The 17,365-nt window shown below is 33.1% G+C and carries 14 protein-coding genes, 1 tRNA gene and 1 pseudogene; 14 read left to right on the top strand and 2 right to left on the bottom strand.

Annotated elements, in window-relative coordinates:
- The first annotated feature begins 115 nt into the window (after window positions 1-115).
- The 4 genes from FP432_RS04355 (at window position 116) to FP432_RS04340 (ending at window position 2,800) form a co-directional block, all read left to right on the top strand.
- Complete coding sequence (locus FP432_RS04355) at window positions 116-412, top strand: metal-sensitive transcriptional regulator (RefSeq protein WP_265488109.1); 297 nt, start codon at window positions 116-118, stop codon at window positions 410-412.
- Window positions 413-419: 7 nt separating this feature from the next.
- Window positions 420-821: a DMT family transporter gene (locus tag FP432_RS04350; RefSeq protein WP_265488108.1), complete on the top strand. Its 402-nt coding sequence runs from the start codon at window positions 420-422 to the stop codon at window positions 819-821.
- 56 nt (window positions 822-877) lie between these two features.
- Entirely contained in the window at window positions 878-1,291 is a 414-nt protein-coding gene (locus tag FP432_RS04345) for a DMT family transporter (protein WP_265488107.1), read from the top strand.
- A gap of 123 nt (window positions 1,292-1,414) precedes the next feature.
- On the top strand, window positions 1,415-2,800 hold the full coding sequence (locus FP432_RS04340; RefSeq protein WP_265488106.1) for a hemolysin family protein: 1,386 nt from the start codon (window positions 1,415-1,417) through the stop codon (window positions 2,798-2,800).
- 54 nt (window positions 2,801-2,854) lie between these two features.
- On the opposite strand, the gene FP432_RS04335 is transcribed toward FP432_RS04340, so the two are convergent.
- The gene (locus tag FP432_RS04335) at window positions 2,855-4,312 is read right to left on the bottom strand and encodes an APC family permease (RefSeq protein ID WP_265488105.1); all 1,458 of its coding nucleotides are present in this window, start codon (window positions 4,310-4,312) and stop codon (window positions 2,855-2,857) included.
- A 213-nt stretch (window positions 4,313-4,525) separates the two neighbouring features.
- On the opposite strand from FP432_RS04335, the gene FP432_RS04330 reads away from it, so the two are divergent.
- The 10 genes and pseudogenes from FP432_RS04330 to FP432_RS04285 all read left to right on the top strand — a co-directional run bounded on the left by FP432_RS04330 (window position 4,526) and on the right by FP432_RS04285 (window position 16,112).
- Complete coding sequence (locus tag FP432_RS04330) at window positions 4,526-6,625, top strand: putative ornithine decarboxylase (RefSeq protein ID WP_265488104.1); 2,100 nt, start codon at window positions 4,526-4,528, stop codon at window positions 6,623-6,625.
- A 17-nt stretch (window positions 6,626-6,642) separates the two neighbouring features.
- Window positions 6,643-7,905 (top strand): aminotransferase class I/II-fold pyridoxal phosphate-dependent enzyme, encoded by a 1,263-nt coding sequence (locus tag FP432_RS04325; RefSeq protein WP_265488103.1) that lies wholly within the window; start codon window positions 6,643-6,645, stop codon window positions 7,903-7,905.
- Window positions 7,906-8,035: 130 nt separating this feature from the next.
- Complete coding sequence (gene hpt, locus FP432_RS04320) at window positions 8,036-8,605, top strand: hypoxanthine phosphoribosyltransferase (RefSeq protein ID WP_265488102.1); 570 nt, start codon at window positions 8,036-8,038, stop codon at window positions 8,603-8,605.
- A 375-nt stretch (window positions 8,606-8,980) separates the two neighbouring features.
- On the top strand, window positions 8,981-10,366 hold the full coding sequence (locus FP432_RS04315; protein ID WP_265488101.1) for an APC family permease: 1,386 nt from the start codon (window positions 8,981-8,983) through the stop codon (window positions 10,364-10,366).
- A 122-nt stretch (window positions 10,367-10,488) separates the two neighbouring features.
- Window positions 10,489-11,118: a phosphatase PAP2 family protein gene (locus FP432_RS04310; RefSeq protein WP_265488100.1), complete on the top strand. Its 630-nt coding sequence runs from the start codon at window positions 10,489-10,491 to the stop codon at window positions 11,116-11,118.
- A gap of 60 nt (window positions 11,119-11,178) precedes the next feature.
- A pseudogene (locus FP432_RS04305) lies at window positions 11,179-12,566 on the top strand (IS3 family transposase).
- Between the two features lie 141 nt (window positions 12,567-12,707).
- Window positions 12,708-13,418: a GH25 family lysozyme gene (locus FP432_RS04300; protein WP_265488099.1), complete on the top strand. Its 711-nt coding sequence runs from the start codon at window positions 12,708-12,710 to the stop codon at window positions 13,416-13,418.
- Window positions 13,419-13,429: 11 nt separating this feature from the next.
- Window positions 13,430-14,674, top strand: a complete 1,245-nt coding sequence (locus FP432_RS04295; protein WP_265488098.1) for a DEAD/DEAH box helicase — start codon at window positions 13,430-13,432, stop codon at window positions 14,672-14,674.
- Window positions 14,658-15,992 carry a PTS sugar transporter subunit IIC gene (locus tag FP432_RS04290; protein ID WP_265488097.1) on the top strand — a complete coding sequence of 445 codons (1,335 nt, stop codon included), beginning with the start codon at window positions 14,658-14,660 and terminating at the stop codon, window positions 15,990-15,992. The genes FP432_RS04295 and FP432_RS04290 overlap by 17 nt, the downstream gene beginning before the upstream one ends.
- Window positions 15,993-16,039: 47 nt before the next feature.
- Window positions 16,040-16,112 (top strand) — tRNA-Arg (locus FP432_RS04285).
- A gap of 111 nt (window positions 16,113-16,223) precedes the next feature.
- Here the strand turns inward: FP432_RS04285 and FP432_RS04280 are convergent.
- Entirely contained in the window at window positions 16,224-17,342 is a 1,119-nt protein-coding gene (locus tag FP432_RS04280) for a tyrosine-type recombinase/integrase (RefSeq protein ID WP_265488096.1), read from the bottom strand.
- Between the last annotated feature and the right edge of the window lie 23 nt (window positions 17,343-17,365).

The raw sequence follows: 17,365 nt of genomic DNA, 5'->3' as shown, positions 1-17,365 counted from the left end.
TAATAAGTACTTTTGTAAATTCCGAATTGTATTCGGAATTTTTTTATTAGTTTAATTTACTCTTTACAATTATACCCCTCAGGGGTATTCTTTTTTGTAAAGAGGAGAGATTGAAATGAAGATTTCAAAAGAACACCAAGAACACCATCAAGATAAATTGTTAAAACGCCTTAATAGAATAAGCGGACAAGTGAATGCAGTCAAAAAAATGGTTGAAGAAGGAAATGAAGATAATTATGATAAAATTCTGATTCAAATAAATGCTGCACGATCTGCGCTTCAAAGAGTAAGTCAGATTTTATTAGAAGCACAGGCTGATCATGCACTATTGAGAGTAGAAGATGGCGCAAATGTTGCAGACGAGATGGAAAAATTGCAACAAGTGATTAAGCAATACAATAAGATTAATTAGAGTAAAAATGAAAAATTCTCAGATTAAAATTGCAATTTTTTGTGCACTTTTCTCAGCTATGCTATATGCTCTTTACCCTCCAATTGCTAAGTCTTTGATTGTAAATTGTCCACCAATTTATTTAGCGGCATTCTTATATTTAGGAACATTTGGCGGCTTGATTCTCTTTACTCCTTTAACTAAAGCGAACCTTAAAGCAAAAAGTATTCAAAAAAGTGATTATAAAGCACTCCTATTTGTAATATTCACCAATATTGCGGCAAGTATATTTATGAATTGGGGTGTTCAATTAACAAGTGCAGGTAATATTGCCTTACTAGGTAATTTTGAAGTAGTTGCGACAGCCATTGTAGCTTTAATATTTTTTCATCAAAAATTTCTAAAGTTCTTTGGGCAGCAATCGTCCTAATTACACTAGCAAGTTGTGTCTTGTGTAGTAGTGATATAAGGAATTTAAGTCTATCTTTGGGGTCTTTTTTAGCTGTTGTGGCAACTATCTTTTGGGGATTTGAGAATAATTTTACTCAAGTTCTTTCTCAAAGAAATCCAATACAGGTAACTATGATTAAAGGATTAGGAGTAGGAATAGGGAGTTTAATCTTAGCAGTACTTTTTAATGAAAAGCTACCTAATATAAAGGTAATAATTTTAGCTTTGATTTTAGGCTTTTTTGCTTATGGTATTAGTATTGTCTTTTATATTTTGGCACAACGATATATTGGAGCAGCAAAAACTAGTGCATATTATGCGGTTGCACCATTTTTATCAGTTTTACTTTCAGTTCTCTTTCTCCATGAAAAGATGACATCGTTGTTTATTTTTTCCCTAATTTTAATGATAATAGGAAGTATATTACTAACAAAAGATGCATTGAAGTAATATTCTAAGATTAAAAATTAATAATGAGAGGAACTGGATCTTACTCCAGTTCTTTTTATTTTCAAAAATCTAATTAATGCTAGAATATAGGTGTGAGAAAGAATTAATAAAAAGGTGAATGATTTGTCTGCGAATACAATAACTACAAATTTAATAATTATACTTATTACTTTTATTGTGGCAATTTTCTTTGTAATTGCTGAATTTTCTTTGGTAACTACGAGACCAAGTCAATTAGAAGAAATGCTTGCAAATGGAACTGGTAATAAAAAAAAGGTTGAACGTGCCTTACATATGGTCCATAACCTAAATGAATCGTTATCTACGACACAAGTTGGGACCACCTTGGTCGGGGTTATTTTAGGTTGGTTCGGTGAGTCGACGATAGAAGAATTATTAACCGATCTATTTGGAATTGGACATTTTTTTGGTGAAAAAACAGCTGGAGTTTTAGGAGCTGTCTGTGGGATCATCCTTTTAACTTATTTAGAAGTTGTGATTACGGAAATCGTTCCAAAGAATATTGCAATTGATATGCCAGTAAAATGTTTAATGGCAATTGTTAATCCTTTAAATGCGTTTCATTGGCTTGTTTATCCTTTTGTATGGCTGTTAAATGCTTCTGCAAGTGGGATTCTCCATCTCTTAGGAATGGAGTCTGCAGATGAAGAGCAGCAAGTTTATTCTCAATCGGAGATTTTAAAGCTTTCCAAAAATGCCGTCTCTAGTGGATCACTAGATAAAAATGACTTGGTGTATATGGAAAGAGCTTTTGAACTTAATGATAAAGTTGCAAAAGACATTATGACGGATCGAACTGAATTAGAAGTTTTAGATGCAACCGATAATGTAGCAAAAGCCTTAAAAATGTATCTAAAAGAAGGATTTAGCCGTTTCCCAGTTGTTCGGGATAATGATAAGGATGATGTAGTAGGATATGTTTATGCCTATGACATCATTAGTCAATATCAAGAAGACCCTGAGGCACCAATTTCCAGAATTATTCGTGCCATGATTACAGTGCCTGAGTCAATGCTTATTCAGGAAATCTTACAATTAATGATCAAGCGTCATACACCAATTGTCTTAGTAGTAGATGAATATGGTGGAACTAGTGGAATTGTAACTGATAAAGACATTTATGAAGAGTTATTTGGTACAATCAAGGATGAAATTGATGATGTTTCAGATGAATATATTATTAAGGATGATCATGGTCAAATTCACGTTTCTGGTAAAACAACTCTTTATGACTTTGAACGTTATTTCCATGTAAAAATTAAAACTTTTCAAGATAGTGATGTAATTACTATCGGTGGATATATGATGGAACATTATCCTGATCTAGAACAAGGCCAAAGTGTTGAATTTGATGGTTTCAAATTTAAACTTAATAGCGTTGAACAAGGCTTTATGCGTTGGTTTATAGTTTCTAAGCTTAAAGACACTAAAGAAGAATCAAGTAGTTCAGAAACAACTGATTTAAATTCATCAAAAAATAATGAATAAGATAATAAAAGACCAAGCTTCAATTACTCGAAACTTGGTCTTTTAATTTTAAATTTATTTATTTTCGCGTGCTTTTTCTCTTTTTCTAAGCCATGGCATTACAAAACCAAGACCAAATAGAACGAGCACAGTAATAATATTCATGATTAATTGGTGATTAAATCCTTGTGTACCAAAGGCAATATTTTGAGGTATAAAGCCTAAAGTTGCACAGATAAAGGTAAAAATTAAACACCAAAAACCAATAGCTAAGGCACCAGCCTTATTTTTAATAAAGGTATAACTAGAATGATATTTCTCTTGGTGCATGCGCATTGCTACAAAAGCAAAGAACACCCAACAGGTTTTATAGGGAGAAATAATTCCGTTCACATTTAAGAGCCAGTTATAAATAGTATTGATATTAGGCAAGGTACCAGTTAGGAGTAATAAGAATAAACTCAAACCAGCGGTAATGGTATAACTGTGAATCGGACGACCATTTTTATTCTTTTTAGTAAGCCATTTGGGCATAAATTTGTCTGCAACGTCTCCAGCAAAGACACGACTAGAAGCATCTAGCAGAACAGCAAGCTGCGCCATCATAAAGACTGCTTGAACTACTGCAAAAATATACATTAGGGCTTTACCCATTCCTAAACTCTCACCGAGTAATTGGAAGGCATAGTAAGGTCCGTTCATCTTGAAGTCATGGGGGATATGATGAGCGTTGAAGAACATAGCTAATGCCAAAGTACCAAAAATGGTTAGAAATCCTGTCATTAAAGCTAGCAACCACATGGACTTAGGAAAGTCACGTTTAGGATTTTTCATTTCAGAAACATAAGGTGCAGCTAATTCTGCTCCAGAAATAGCAAAAATTAAAAGACCAGTAGTTGAGAAATAATTCAAACTAAATGATGGTTTAAATGCTGCTAAATTAAAGGGTTGGGTAGCAATGTGATGTCCATGCATTACTGCATAGCCAGCTAATAAGACAAATAAAAATGACATAATAAACATTGCACCGCCACCAATAAGTGATAGCACTTCAAGTGAATTCTTAAGAAGATTTTCTAAAAGAATAAACAGTAAGATGATGACAAAAGTTAAGATTCCAAACCAAAAAGTTGACATTTTTTTGTCTAAACTGTTATTGCCAAGAATCATCCAACTAACTGAAACAATTACTGAGTTAGAAACATCGACAATATAAGGCACACTTTGTACCCAGTACATCCAGCTAGTCCAATAGCCTAAGGTATCATTACTGCTACGCCGTACCCAGGAAGCTAGTCCACCGGCTTGATTATCAAAGGTTAAACTCATCTGTGCCGAAATAAGTGCATAGGGCAAAATGTAAGAAAAGAATAAAAAGATCCATGAAATAACAACTGATAGACCTTGGTTTTGAAAAGGATAAAAAATATTTTCAAAACTGATAATTGTTACAAAATCAATTAAAGCAATAACCGGCCACGCCATATAATGCTTTTTTTGTGGCTCAAGATCGATATATTCCATATGTTCCATAAAAACAACCTCCGAATTAGTTTTTAGTATTAATGATTAATTAGCTAAAAACATGGTTTGGAGGGCGTAAAGGTAAAAGTGGACTTAATATTTTCATTTGTACTTATCTCCGAAATCCTTATAATTTATCCCTAAAGGATGTCCGCCAAAAATTATATAGATTTTTATAAATAATTCAAGGCGAATTAAAAAGTTGATTATTGGAGGTTAATTTTGAACTTTTTAGATATTGCGGTTGGGGAAAATATTACTTTACCTCAAAATCGAGACTGGAATTTGGTTTCTCTTGATACTGAGCTAAATATAGCAAGTATTGCAGCATTTGTAATCGATGCAAATAATGAACAGGATTTAGATCTTGTTAAAAAGATGCAGACTTTGTCAGGGTTAAAACCTCCTATTATTAAAATTAATCTTGAACAGAAAAATATTAATTATCAATTTATCTTTGAGCAGGCAACTGACTATTACAAGAAGATGGTTCCAAAATACTTAAGAGATTTAATTCATTTTTCAACTGATCGACCTGTAAGTTTCACCACTCCTGGACACCATAATGGTCAATATTACGATAAACATCCCGCGGGAGTTGTTTTTAACCGCTTTTTTGGCAAAAATATGATGTATGCTGATACAAGCGACACCGTACCGGAACTCGGAGACATGATGATGCATAGTGGCAGCCCATTAACAGCGGAACAACAAGCTGCTAAAACTTACAATGCTGATAAAGTTTACTTTTGTACCAATGGGACAACAAGCGCTAACTCGATTTGTGCGGCAGCCTTATTAACAGAAGATGATTTGGTATTATTTGATCGTAATAATCATAAGTCACTCTATAATAGTGCATTGGTAATGACAGGATCTAAACCAGTATATATTCCGACTGATCGAAATGCTTTCGGCTTAATTGGTGGGATGGATCCAGCTAAACTCTCTGAAGCAGCAATCAGAGCAGAGATTGCTAAAGTTGATCCAAACCGAGCTAAGGAAAAAAGGCCCTTTCGCTTAGCAATTATCCAACTGGAAACTTATGATGGTATTTTTTATCATCCACAGTGGATTGTGGATAAAATTGGCCACTTGTGTGATTATATTTTATTTGATTGTGCCTGGGGAGGATTTGAAAGCTTCTTACCAATTATGAAGGATCTTTCTCCGCTTAATTTAGAGTTAGGACCTGATGATCCCGGAATACTTGTTACACAATCTTTGCATAAGCAGCAAGCTGGAATGGGGCAGGCTTCACAAATTTTAAAAAAGGATCGTCATCTTAAAGGACAAGATCGTTACGTTGATCATAAGCACTTTAATAATGCCTACTTAAAATTTGTTACAACTAGCTATTCATATCCACTTTATGCTTCATTAGTAGTTAATTCTGCCTTAACTAGTGGAAGTGGTAATAAAAAATGGTGGGATCAAATTTTACGTGCGGGAATTAAATTCAGAAAACAATTAATTAAACATTCCAAATTGTTTAGGCCATTTGTACCAGATAGCTTTGATAACTATACCACTGAGGAACTAGCAACCAATAGTGCTTTGTGGCAAATAACTCCTGGGAAAAAGTGGCATGGCTTTAATGAAATTGCCTCAAATGAAGCAATGATTGATCCAATGAAAATCACTTTGGCTACTGCAGGGATTAATAATTCAAAAAATAGCTATGAAGATCAAGGAGTACCAGCAGCGATTGTTTCAGAATTCTTAATGGAAAAAAGGATTATTCGTGCCAAAAATGACTTATATTCATTACTATTTTTGCTGACGCCGGGTGATACAAACTATGATTTAGATGTATTATTGGATGCGTTACTTAGGTTTGAAGAGCTTTTTGCGCAAAATGCTCCATTGGAAAAAGTATTGCCAAAACTAGCTAAACAATATCCAGCTCGCTATCGAAATTATACAATTCAACAGCTTGCTAGTGAGATGCATGATTATTATCGAAAAAATAAAACTTTTACACTGCAAAAAGAATTATTTGCAAAAGATAATTTTCAAAATTATTCTCTTACTCCTAAAGAAGCAGATTATCAATTTATGAAGAATCAAAGTGAATTAGTTGATTTAAAAAATATTGATACTCGGATTGCCCTTGAAGGAGCATTACCATATCCACCTGGGATCTTTGTCGTAGCACCAGGGGAACGATGGAGTAAGGTAGATCAAAAGTATTTTGAAGTGCTGCAAGGCGCAATTGAACGGTTTCCTGGTTTTGTACCAGAAATTCAGGGAGTCTATTTTAAGCCAGATAAAAATGGTAAACTAAAAGTCCAAGCAGAAGTCTTGAAAGAAAATAATTAATCAAAGGAGATCTAAGAGTGGTTTTATCCTGGAAAGAAAATTTACCACAAGAGTTACAAGAAAAAGTAGCAAAGGTTGAAAAGAAAATTCAACCTAAGCTTGATGAAATTGATGAACAAGTTCTTTACAACCAACAAAGAGTGTTAGATTTATTTAGAAAACATCATGTTGCAGAAGAAGATTTGGTTCCATCAACTGGTTATGGCTATGATGACATGGGCCGTGATAAATTAGAAAAAATTTATGCTGATTATTTCAAAGTAGATGATGCTTTAGTTCGTCCGCAATTTGCATCTGGAACTCATGCAATTGCAGTTGCACTATTTAGCATGTTGCGTCCTCATGATACTTTGTATTATTTAACTGGCACACCATATGACACCATTCAAGAAGTAATTGGGTTAGCTGGTAATAAACCAGGTAATATGAAAGAATACGATATTAATTTCAAGACTACTGAGTTACTTGATGGTAACGTTAATTATGGGCAAGCAAAGAAGGATATTATGGATCCTTCAATTAAAGTTGTAGCTATCCAACGTTCTTTAGGCTATTCAACACGTGCAAGTTTTACTGTTGATAAAATTAAAGAAATGATTGAATTTGTAAAACAAGTTCGTCCAGATGTTAATATTTTTATTGATAATTGTTATGGCGAATTTTCTGAAAGTATTGAACCTAGTTTTTATGGAGCAGATTTGATGGCTGGCTCACTTTATAAAAATGCTGGTGCAGGATTAGTCAAAAGTGGAGCTTTCCTTGTTGGCCGTCAAGATTTAATTGATGGGGCAGGGAGTCGTTTAACCGTTCCTGGTGCTGGAAAAAGTGAGGGCGCTACTTGGGGTTATTTACGTGATATGTATCAAGGATTCTTTATGGCACCACATACTACTGGGGAGGCTCTTAAAGGAATGATTTATACTGCAGCCCTATGTGAAGAAATGGGCATGGATGTAGCACCAAAATGGGATGCTCCAAGAACTGATATTGTACAAACTGTTACTTTTGGTAAACCAGATCCAATGGTGAAATTCTGTGCTGCCATTCAACATTATTCTCCAATGAATTCGTTTGTTGATCCAATTCCTTACCATCAAGAAGGTTATGAAGATAAGGTGGTCATGGCATCTGGTAGTTTTATTGAAGGTTCAACGATTGAATTGTCTTCTGATGGACCTTTAAGAGATCCTTACATGCTTTACATTCAAGGCGGACTTTCCTATGCGCATGACAAGATTGCTATTACCCGTGCTGTGAATGATACTTTTTATCAAAAATAAAAATAATTCTCAAAAAGTACTTAGAGTAAGTGCTTTTTTTTATATGAAAATGTTATAATTCAACTAATAATTAATTCAATTTATAAAATCATCTGTATTATTTTAGAGTAATTAGTAGTGGAGAGATAAAATGGCAAAAAGCGATAATATTGATCAAATTATTGACCGCGTTTTATATAGTCAAGAAGATATTCAAAAAATGTGTCAGACACTTGGTAAACAATTAACTGAAGAATATGCTGGAAAAAATCCAATTGTTGTTGGTGTTTTGAAGGGGGCAGTTTTCTTTTTAACAGATCTGGTACGTCAGATGGATGTTAAAATGCAAAATGATTTTATGGATGTATCAAGCTATGGCAATGGCTTTGAATCTAGTGGAAAAGTAAGATTAGATATTGATGTTGAAGCAGATGTCAAGGGACGTGATGTTCTTTTGGTAGAAGATATTGTTGATACTGGTCATACTTTGAAGTTTATGAAAGAACATTTACTTAAGCGCGGAGCTAAGAGTGTAAAATGTTGTGCACTTTTAAATAAAACTGAGCGTCGTGAAGAAGATGTAGAAGTTGATTATTATGGTGCCAATGTAGAAAATGAATTTGTAGTAGGTTATGGTTTAGATTATTTAAATGAATACCGTAATTTACCATATATTGGTGTACTTAAGCCAGAAGTTATTCAAGCTAATTTAAATCGTTAAAAGGTTGCCTGATGGGCAACTTTTTTTATTAAATGAAAATTGACAAAAAATATTTATAATGTTTTAATGTTATACAACAATTGAAAGGAAGTTTTGCAATGAATAACTTAAACGCATTACATTTAACACAATCCTTTTTTAACTTTGCTTACTTTATGTAGAGCATATGCCTTTTCTACTTAGGTATGTGCTCTAAAGTGTGTACCTAAGCAAAGTTATTTGTAATGTGGCTTTGCTAGGAATGAATCTAGTGAAGCATTAAAGTTATATTGCACAAAGTTTTGTTGATAAGTCTATCGATGCTAACTAGATTACCAAGAAGGTATACTAGTTAGCATTTTTTCATAAAAAGATTTTAAACGTGTGAGGATAATTATGAAGTTAAACCTTTTAAGGAAAGAAAGTATTGATCGTTATTTGGCAACGGATAAAGGTTTTATTAAAAGCTTGGGAGCAAAAGACTTATTAGCCATGGGAATTGGTGCAGTAATTGGTACTGGAATTTTTATTTTACCAGGAACTGTTGCTGCAACTACCGCAGGTCCCGGAGTAACTCTCTCTTTTTTAGTAGCAGCGATTGTCTGTGGCCTTTGTAGTATGTGTTATGCGGAATTATCTTCTAGCATTCCAGTTGCGGGGTCAGCATATTCCTATGGGAATTTACTTTTTGGAGAAATTATTGGTTGGATTTTAGGTTGGGCATTAATCTTAGAATATATGCTTTCTGTAGCAGCCGTTTCGTCTGGTTGGGCAGCATATTTTAATGCCCTGCTAAATAGCATTGGCTTGTCAATTCCACATGCTTTAACCAATGCGTTTAATCCGTATGAGGGTACATACTTTAATCTGATGGCTGCTGTGAGTGTTTTATTAATTGCTTTGCTCTTATCTCGAGGATTAAAAGAGTCGATGAAGATTAATAATATTGCAGTTATTCTAAAAATAATTATTATCTTTATCTTTGTGGGAGTAGGACTCTTTTTCATTAAACCAGCAAATTATCATCCATTTTTACCATTTGGAACGAATGGTATTTTCCACGGTGCAACTACAGTGTTTTTTGCCTTTCTAGGGTTTGATTGTGTATCTGCTTCTGCAGCTGAAGTGAAAAATCCTAAAAGGAATATGCCAATTGGAATCATTGGCACCTTGTTAATTGCGGCGGTTCTTTATATGGCTGTATCAATTATCTTAACGGGAATGATTCATTTTAATAAATTGAATGTTGCCAATCCAGTAGCTTTCGCGTTGCGTCAAGTTAACCAGGGCTGGCTTGCTGATTTACTTTCTTTAGGTGCTTTGGTGGGGATGACGACAATGATGATCTCAATGACTTACTCCAGTTCCCGATTGGTTTATTCAATCGGTCGTGACGGCTTATTACCAAAATCTTTAGGAAAAATTGACGAAAATGGCTTACCTAAAAATGCACTTTGGTTAGTAACTTTAATCATTGTATTGATGGGTGGATTCTTCTCCTTAGATGAATTAACTCATTTAGTTTCAATTGGTACCTTGCTAGCCTTTGCTTTTGTTTCATTTGGTGTTTTGCTACTTAGAAGACGAAAAGATTTACCAAAACCAAGTTTTAGGGTACCTTTTTATCCAGTCTTGCCAATTATTTCTGGTTTGGCATGTGTTGGCATGATGTGCTTTTTGCCAATAAATACTTTCATTTTTGCTGCGATTTGGTTTGGATTAGGATTAATTATTTATCTTGGTTACGGTTATCACCACAGCAAAATTAATGTGAGAGAATAATTAATAACCCGGGAAATATCACATATTGACATTATGTTTTGAATGAATTGATTTCGAATCTTTTCAGCAAGTTTTTAAGATGATAGAATTGAAATGTCAATTTGAAAGAAATGAGAATTTTTATGAAAAGATTTAAGATAGCAATTTATTTTGGTTTACCTATATTCTTGATTTTAGCTATTTCAATCATGATCCAGGCGAGTTGGATTAATAGTTTTGATAGCTTTTATCAAGGTCTAATTAAGAGTATTGCAGGATTGCGTGGTATAATGATTGGAATTTCATTTCTTGCCTCACCAAAAATGGATCTGCTCTGGATGGTAATTTTAGCAGTAATTCTTTGGTTGAAGCGAATGCGTCCCATGGCGTCAAGTCTTGTAATTACTTTGATTAGTGCGGATATTGTTGGATTTATAGTTAAGCATCTTGTACAGAGAGCGAGACCTATCGGTCATATGCCATCTGATGATGGTTTTAGTTTTCCCAGCGGCCATACTCTAGGCATGGGAATTTTAGTTATTTGGCTAATAATGGTATTGTTACCAAAAGTAATGGAAAATAGAACAACCAGAATTTGGGTTGATGTACTTTTAATTATTTGGTTAATATTAGTAATGTGTTCAAGAGTTTATTTGTTAGCACATTACCCATCTGATGTGTGTGGCTCACTCGCATTCGCTCTAATGTGGGTCGGAGTAGTAGAATTGTGTTTACAAAGATTAGTTAAGAAGATTTGGAATATTAATATTTAACGAAAAAGACGTATTCTGATATGAACCCCGAAATTTGGACAAGAATTTCGGGGTTTTATTATGTCTAAATTAACAAAACAAGATAAAATTGATATTTATAATTATTGGAAAAAATATGGAAAAACTTCTACATGGTTAAGTAAAAAATACAGAATAAACTCAGGTAATATCCGTTATATGCTTAATTTGATAGATCGTCATGGAATCAATATTTTAGATAGATCTTCTTCTGCTTATACAATTGAATTTAAGGAAGAAGCAATTAGAAGAGTACTTATTAACAATGAAATTGCGCAACACGTATCCTTAGATTTAGCCTTGCCTAGCCAGGGTCTAATCCATAATTGGATTCGCAAATATAAAGAAGATGGGTATAATGTCATTAATCACAAGAAAGGCAAACCATCTCATGAAAAACAAAGACCAACAAATCAAAGAACTTCAAAAACAACTAAAAGACCTAAAACAAGAGAACTTAAGGCTTACTGTCGAAAACGAATTTGTAAAAAAATTAAGCGCCTTAGTTTCTCAAAGAAAAAACCAAAAGCCAAAGAAATAGCTCAGGTGGTTACTGAACTAAGGCATGAACTTCATGTAACCGTAACTTTTATCTTAAATACAATTAATTCTAATCCTGATTTGCCTCATTTATCTAAAAGCAATTACTACTATGTTTTAAAACAGGATGATAAAGATTTAAAAAATCAAGATATCATGAAACGGATTAAAGAAATATTTGAGGAACACAAGCATAGATACGGCTATAGGAGAATTACAGCCCAATTACACATTGAAGGCGTTAAAATTAATCACAAGAAAGTAAAGCGTCTAATGAAAAAGATGCATCTATTTGGTATTGCAATTAGACGTAGAAGAAAATACTCAAGTTATCAGGGTACCGTAGGTAAAATCAAACCTAATTTGATCTGTCGCAATTTTCTAGCTATTTTGCCAGATAGAAAGTGGTACTCTGATATAACCGAATTTCATTTAAATGGAGAAAAACTATATTTATCACCATTATGGATGGTTGCACTCATGAAATAATTTCTTACACTCTTAGTCGTCATCCAGTCTTAGAACAAGTAATGAACATGCTTGAATTAGCTTATAAAGATCATCCTGCATTAAATGGGCTTATCTTTCATACTGATCAAGGCTGGCAATATCAACATCCAGCTTTTCAAAATTGGCTTAAAAATCACGGGATTGAACAATCAATGTCTAGAAAAGGTAATTCATTAGATGATGGATTAATGGAAGGATTTTTTGGCATTTTAAAGCGAGAAATGTTCTATGGCTTTGAGAAAACATTTAAGAATTTAGATGAGCTGGAAGAAGCAATCAAAGAATATATTTATTACTACAATAACAAAAGAATTAAGAGCTCAATAAAAAACCATACTCCGATTCAATATCGAAATATGGTTTTAAATCAAATGGCTTAATAATATGTCCTAATTTTAGGGTTCATATCATTCATTTGAATACGTCTTTTTCACAAGTTAGAATATGATCCTCTTATATTATTTACAAGTGTTGCAGCAGTTGCTAAAAATTAGTTAGAATATTCACTAGGAGGATTTACTGTGCATCGTTTTAAACATCGTTTTACTTTTCCTGCTATTATTATACTTTTGATTATTATAGTATGTGGGTTCTTATTTGCTTTTTTTAATATGCGCACTAATACTACGGTTCCGCGTGGTTCAAATATGAGTATTTTAGGAATAGAATTGGATCAAAATACGGATGGAGTAGATCTGCATAAATTAGAGCAAAATGGAATCTCATTTGTATACTTACGTGCAACACAAGGAAAAACATATTTTGATGATAATTATCTTATATATCGTGAACGCCTGCTAGGAACCAAACTCTCATTTGGCTCAATCATTACCTTTAGTAATCAAAGTAGTGTGGCAGATCAATTTAATTACTTTGAACAGCAAGTTGGGAATAATACTGGTAATTTACCAGTCATGATTGTGCCGGCGGTTAAAGATGATTCAGAGGCATATTGGAAAAGAATGGCGCAATTTAGTCAAAAATTGAATAATGTAGGGAAAAGGGTTCTAATTGCTGGCGATTATAGTAAAAAGAAGTATTTTCCAACAGGAACAGATTTTTTGTACACCGGTTCAAGTTTGCATGATAAAAAAGAGTATACTTTTTGGTGTTATACCCAAACTGGTAAAGTAAAAAATGTTGATAACTTAAATAGTAATGTTACTATGTTTGCATACATTGGAGGAATGAGCAATTATGAAGCTCAATATGGTAGTAGTTTTACACAATAAGGAATAAAAAGATGTATCCAGATTCGATTAAACAAATTTTGAAAAAATATCATAAAGATAAACCAACTTTAATTCAAGAAAGAACCTATGAACCAATAAAAAACGGTGCCAGTTTAGTAGGATTAGCGAAAACCGGTACAGGAAAGACACTTGCGTATGGTTTGCCAACGTTAATTAGGACAAAAGAAACTGCAGGCCTAGCGATAATTCTTGAACCAACCACAGAATTAGCTATCCAAACACGAAATGCTTTATTACCTTATGCTAATTCATTGGATTTAAAAATGTTGGCATTAGTAGGGGCGGGTAACAGAAAACGTCAACTTGAAAAATTAAAAAAAGAAAAGCCAAGTGTCTTAGTTTGTACGCCAGGAAGATTATTTGATTTTGTGTCAGAAAACAAAATCAACATCGATTCAATAACAAGCTTAGTTATTGATGAAGCTGATGATATTTTAGAATTTTCAAAAGCTGATTTAATTTCTAGTTTAGGGCAAAATCTTGCTTCTAAGTCTCAGATTTTGTTATTCGGAGCTTCTGAGTCAACAATTACTAAAAATGCTGAGAATTTGTTCAACCGAACATTTTTAGTAATTGATGTGAGGCCAGAACAAGCATCAGTGGTAAAACATTATTTTCTTAAAGTATCCAATGAATATAAATTACAGTATTTACAACGTTTGACAAAACTAGACCATTTTAAGGGGCTGGTATTCTTTGATTCAAACGAAAATGAACATCATTTTGCTAAAATATTTAGTCATAGTAAGACATCGTTTGAAGTATTGAATAATGAAACTAATAAACAGAAAAGAGAAAGAATTCTTAAGGACTTTAAATTAGGAAAAATAAAATTATTACTTGCAACTGATTTGGCTGCTCGTGGATTAGATATAGCTAATGTTACTTATGTAATTAATTTTGAAGTTCCAGATAGTTTAAATACCTATATTCATCGTAGCGGAAGAACGGGACGTATGAATAAGGCTGGCACTGTTGTTACTTTAGGTGATGATCATGATTTGCGTAATTTGCGAAAATTACTAGATAGTGAGTACAAGTTAGAACGGGTATATTTTGATGGGTATAAGCTAACTATCACGCCACCAAAAACACAGAAAAAGAAAAGTAACATTAAAAATTCTATGGCTGTTAATAAAAAGAATAAACACAAAAAGAGACGTTGGAAAAAACAAAAAAATAAAGGATATCATCCCAAAAAAGGAGAGCTAAAGAGTAATGGCAAAAATAGTTAAATGGCTTGAGACATATATTTTACCTTTAGCAGCAAAATTAGCTTCTGTAAAATGGCTTGTTGCGATGCGAGATGCTTTTGTGACTTTGCTACCAGTTACTATGGCGGGATCCTTGGCAATATTGTTCAATAGTATGATTAATGTGTTTAAGTTGCAATGGGGATGGAATAATTTAGCGTCTATTCTTCAGCCCTTAATGGTAGTTGACAATATTGTTTGGAATGGTACATTTGCACTTTTTGCAGTTTATTTCGCCATTTCATGGGGCTATCATCTTGGAAGGGCATTTGAAGTAAACCGTTTTGTAACAAGTATCGTTGCCTTAATTGCGTTTGTCATGAGCATCACCAACATTGTCAAACTTAAAATTTCCACTGAAGATACTGTAAGTTTAAAACATGCGATTGATGTAACGCAATTTTCAACTTCTGGTCTCTTTACGGCAATTTTATTTGGTGCTTTAGGTGCTGGTTTATTTATTTTACTTTATAAAGCTAGAATTACACTAAAAGTTCAGAGTAATATGCCTCATGCTGAATGGGTAGCATTTTCAACTTTGTTACCATCAATTTTTTCTGTATTTGCGGTTGGAATTATTAATTATATTTTTCAAAGATTAACAGGTACATATTTTGGAAATTGGTTATTGACTGCTATTCAAGGTCCAATAGTAAAATTGGGGCAAGGCTTTGGCGTTGTCCTATTAGTAACACTTTTAGTACAAATCTTTTGGTTTTTTGGTATCAATGGTATTAGTGTATTTACCCCAGTAATTGATTCTTTATGGTTAACTCCAGAAAATAGTAATGTGGCTGCTGTGCACACTGGAACTCATGTCCCATTCATTTGGGTAAAAGATTCATTTAATGTCTTCGTTTGGTTTGGAGGAGCAGGTGGAACATTAGCATTAGTAATTGCGATTTTGATTTTCTCAAAACGGGCTGATTTTCGAACTATTGCTAAAATGGCTCTAGCGCCATCAATCTTTAATATTAATGAGCCGGTTCTTTTTGGATTACCAGTAATATTTAATCCCGTCTATTTGATACCCTTTATTGTTGCACCTCTAATTAATGTGTCTTTGGCTTATTGGATTACAAAGATAGGTTGGGTTAATCCGGTACAAATTTTTGTTCCTAGTATTATGCCTCCAATTATAGGCCCCTATCTGGCTTGTAATTATGACTGGCGAGCTATTGTCTTGTCAATCGTTAATATCATCATAGCTCTTTTAATTTGGATGCCATTTGTATTTGCTGCTGATAAGATTGCTAGTGAAGATAATCCAAACCGAAGTTTTTATATGCCACAATATTAAGAAATAATAGTGTAAAAATTAGTTTTATGATAAAGTAAAACTAGTTTGACCTCCTAGTTCATCTGGATAGAATAATGGTCTCCTAAACCGTAGAGGTGAGTTCGAATCTCACGGGGGTCATAATTATAAGAAATTATAAGAAATTAAGAATAAAGAATGTTGATTTAACGGTATTTTAGAAATTAAGAAAACATATAAATTTTATAAGTGATGCACAAATGATGCACAAATTTAAAATAATTGTCCAAGTAAACCAACTATCTTTTTATTTTCCTTGTCTTTATATTCGTCAAGTAAATTAGCGTAGGTATCTAAAGTAACTGTTAAATTTGAGTGTCCTAATCTTTTACTTATTGCATAAATATCTACACCTTTATAAATTAAATAGCCTACGTGGGTGTGTCTAATACTATGAATATGATAAGAAGGTTTGTTAATACCAGTTTTCTTTAAAAGGCTTCTAAGTGTATTGTTAATTGCATTGTTTGTAGGTGGCATGTGAGTAGCTTTTAAACCAAACACATAATCTTCATTGTTTTCTTTAAGTTGTTTTAAGTAGTCTAGTAACTTGTCATTTACACTTATTTTTCTAACAGAGGATTTATTTTTAGTAGGACCTAATTCGTGGGTAGCCTGATCAAGTGCTTTATTAATATCAATTGTTTTATTTTTAAAATTAATATCTTCCCAGTGCAAAGCGGTAATTTCGCCAATTCTAGCACCAGTTAAAAATGCAGTTAAAATAATGTAGCGACTGGTATACTTGGACTGTAAATTGCTTTCACATTCTTTAAGAACTTTTTCTATTTCATTGGCATTTAAATAGCTAACCTTTCGCTTTTTCTTTTCATTACCAGTAACTTTAATATTGGCAGTAAAGTCTTTATTCAGTACTCCTTCATTTATTGCATATTTAACACAAGCTCTAATAGAACCATTTAATTTTCTAACTGATTCAGGAGCATGTTTTTGCCCGAAATTATTTATTATTCTCTGATATTCAATATTGGTAATAGATTTTATTTTTTCATCAGAAAAATAATCTCTAATATGTTTTACATATACTTGATATCTTCTTTCAGTAGCAGGACGAGCACCAGGTAATCTAAACGCATCAATCCAATTTTTATAATAATCAGCAAAGATTGGATTCTTAGTAACATCTACTCCTGAAATAGATTCAGCTTCAAGTTTAATCCCGTATTGAGTAGCCTCTGCCTTTGTTTTGAAACCACCCTTTGATTTCTGCTTTAATTTTGAAACACGTTTTTGTAATTCAGGATCATAGACATTTTCTCTCTTAGTAAACCTGACTGTCCATGTTTTACCACGTTTATAAACAGATGCCATTTAAAAATACCTCCATTTTTGCT

The organism is Lactobacillus sp. PV034, assembly GCF_014522305.1.
In the GTDB taxonomy this organism is placed as follows: domain Bacteria; phylum Bacillota; class Bacilli; order Lactobacillales; family Lactobacillaceae; genus Lactobacillus.
This window is presented reverse-complemented; position numbering and strand designations above follow the sequence as displayed.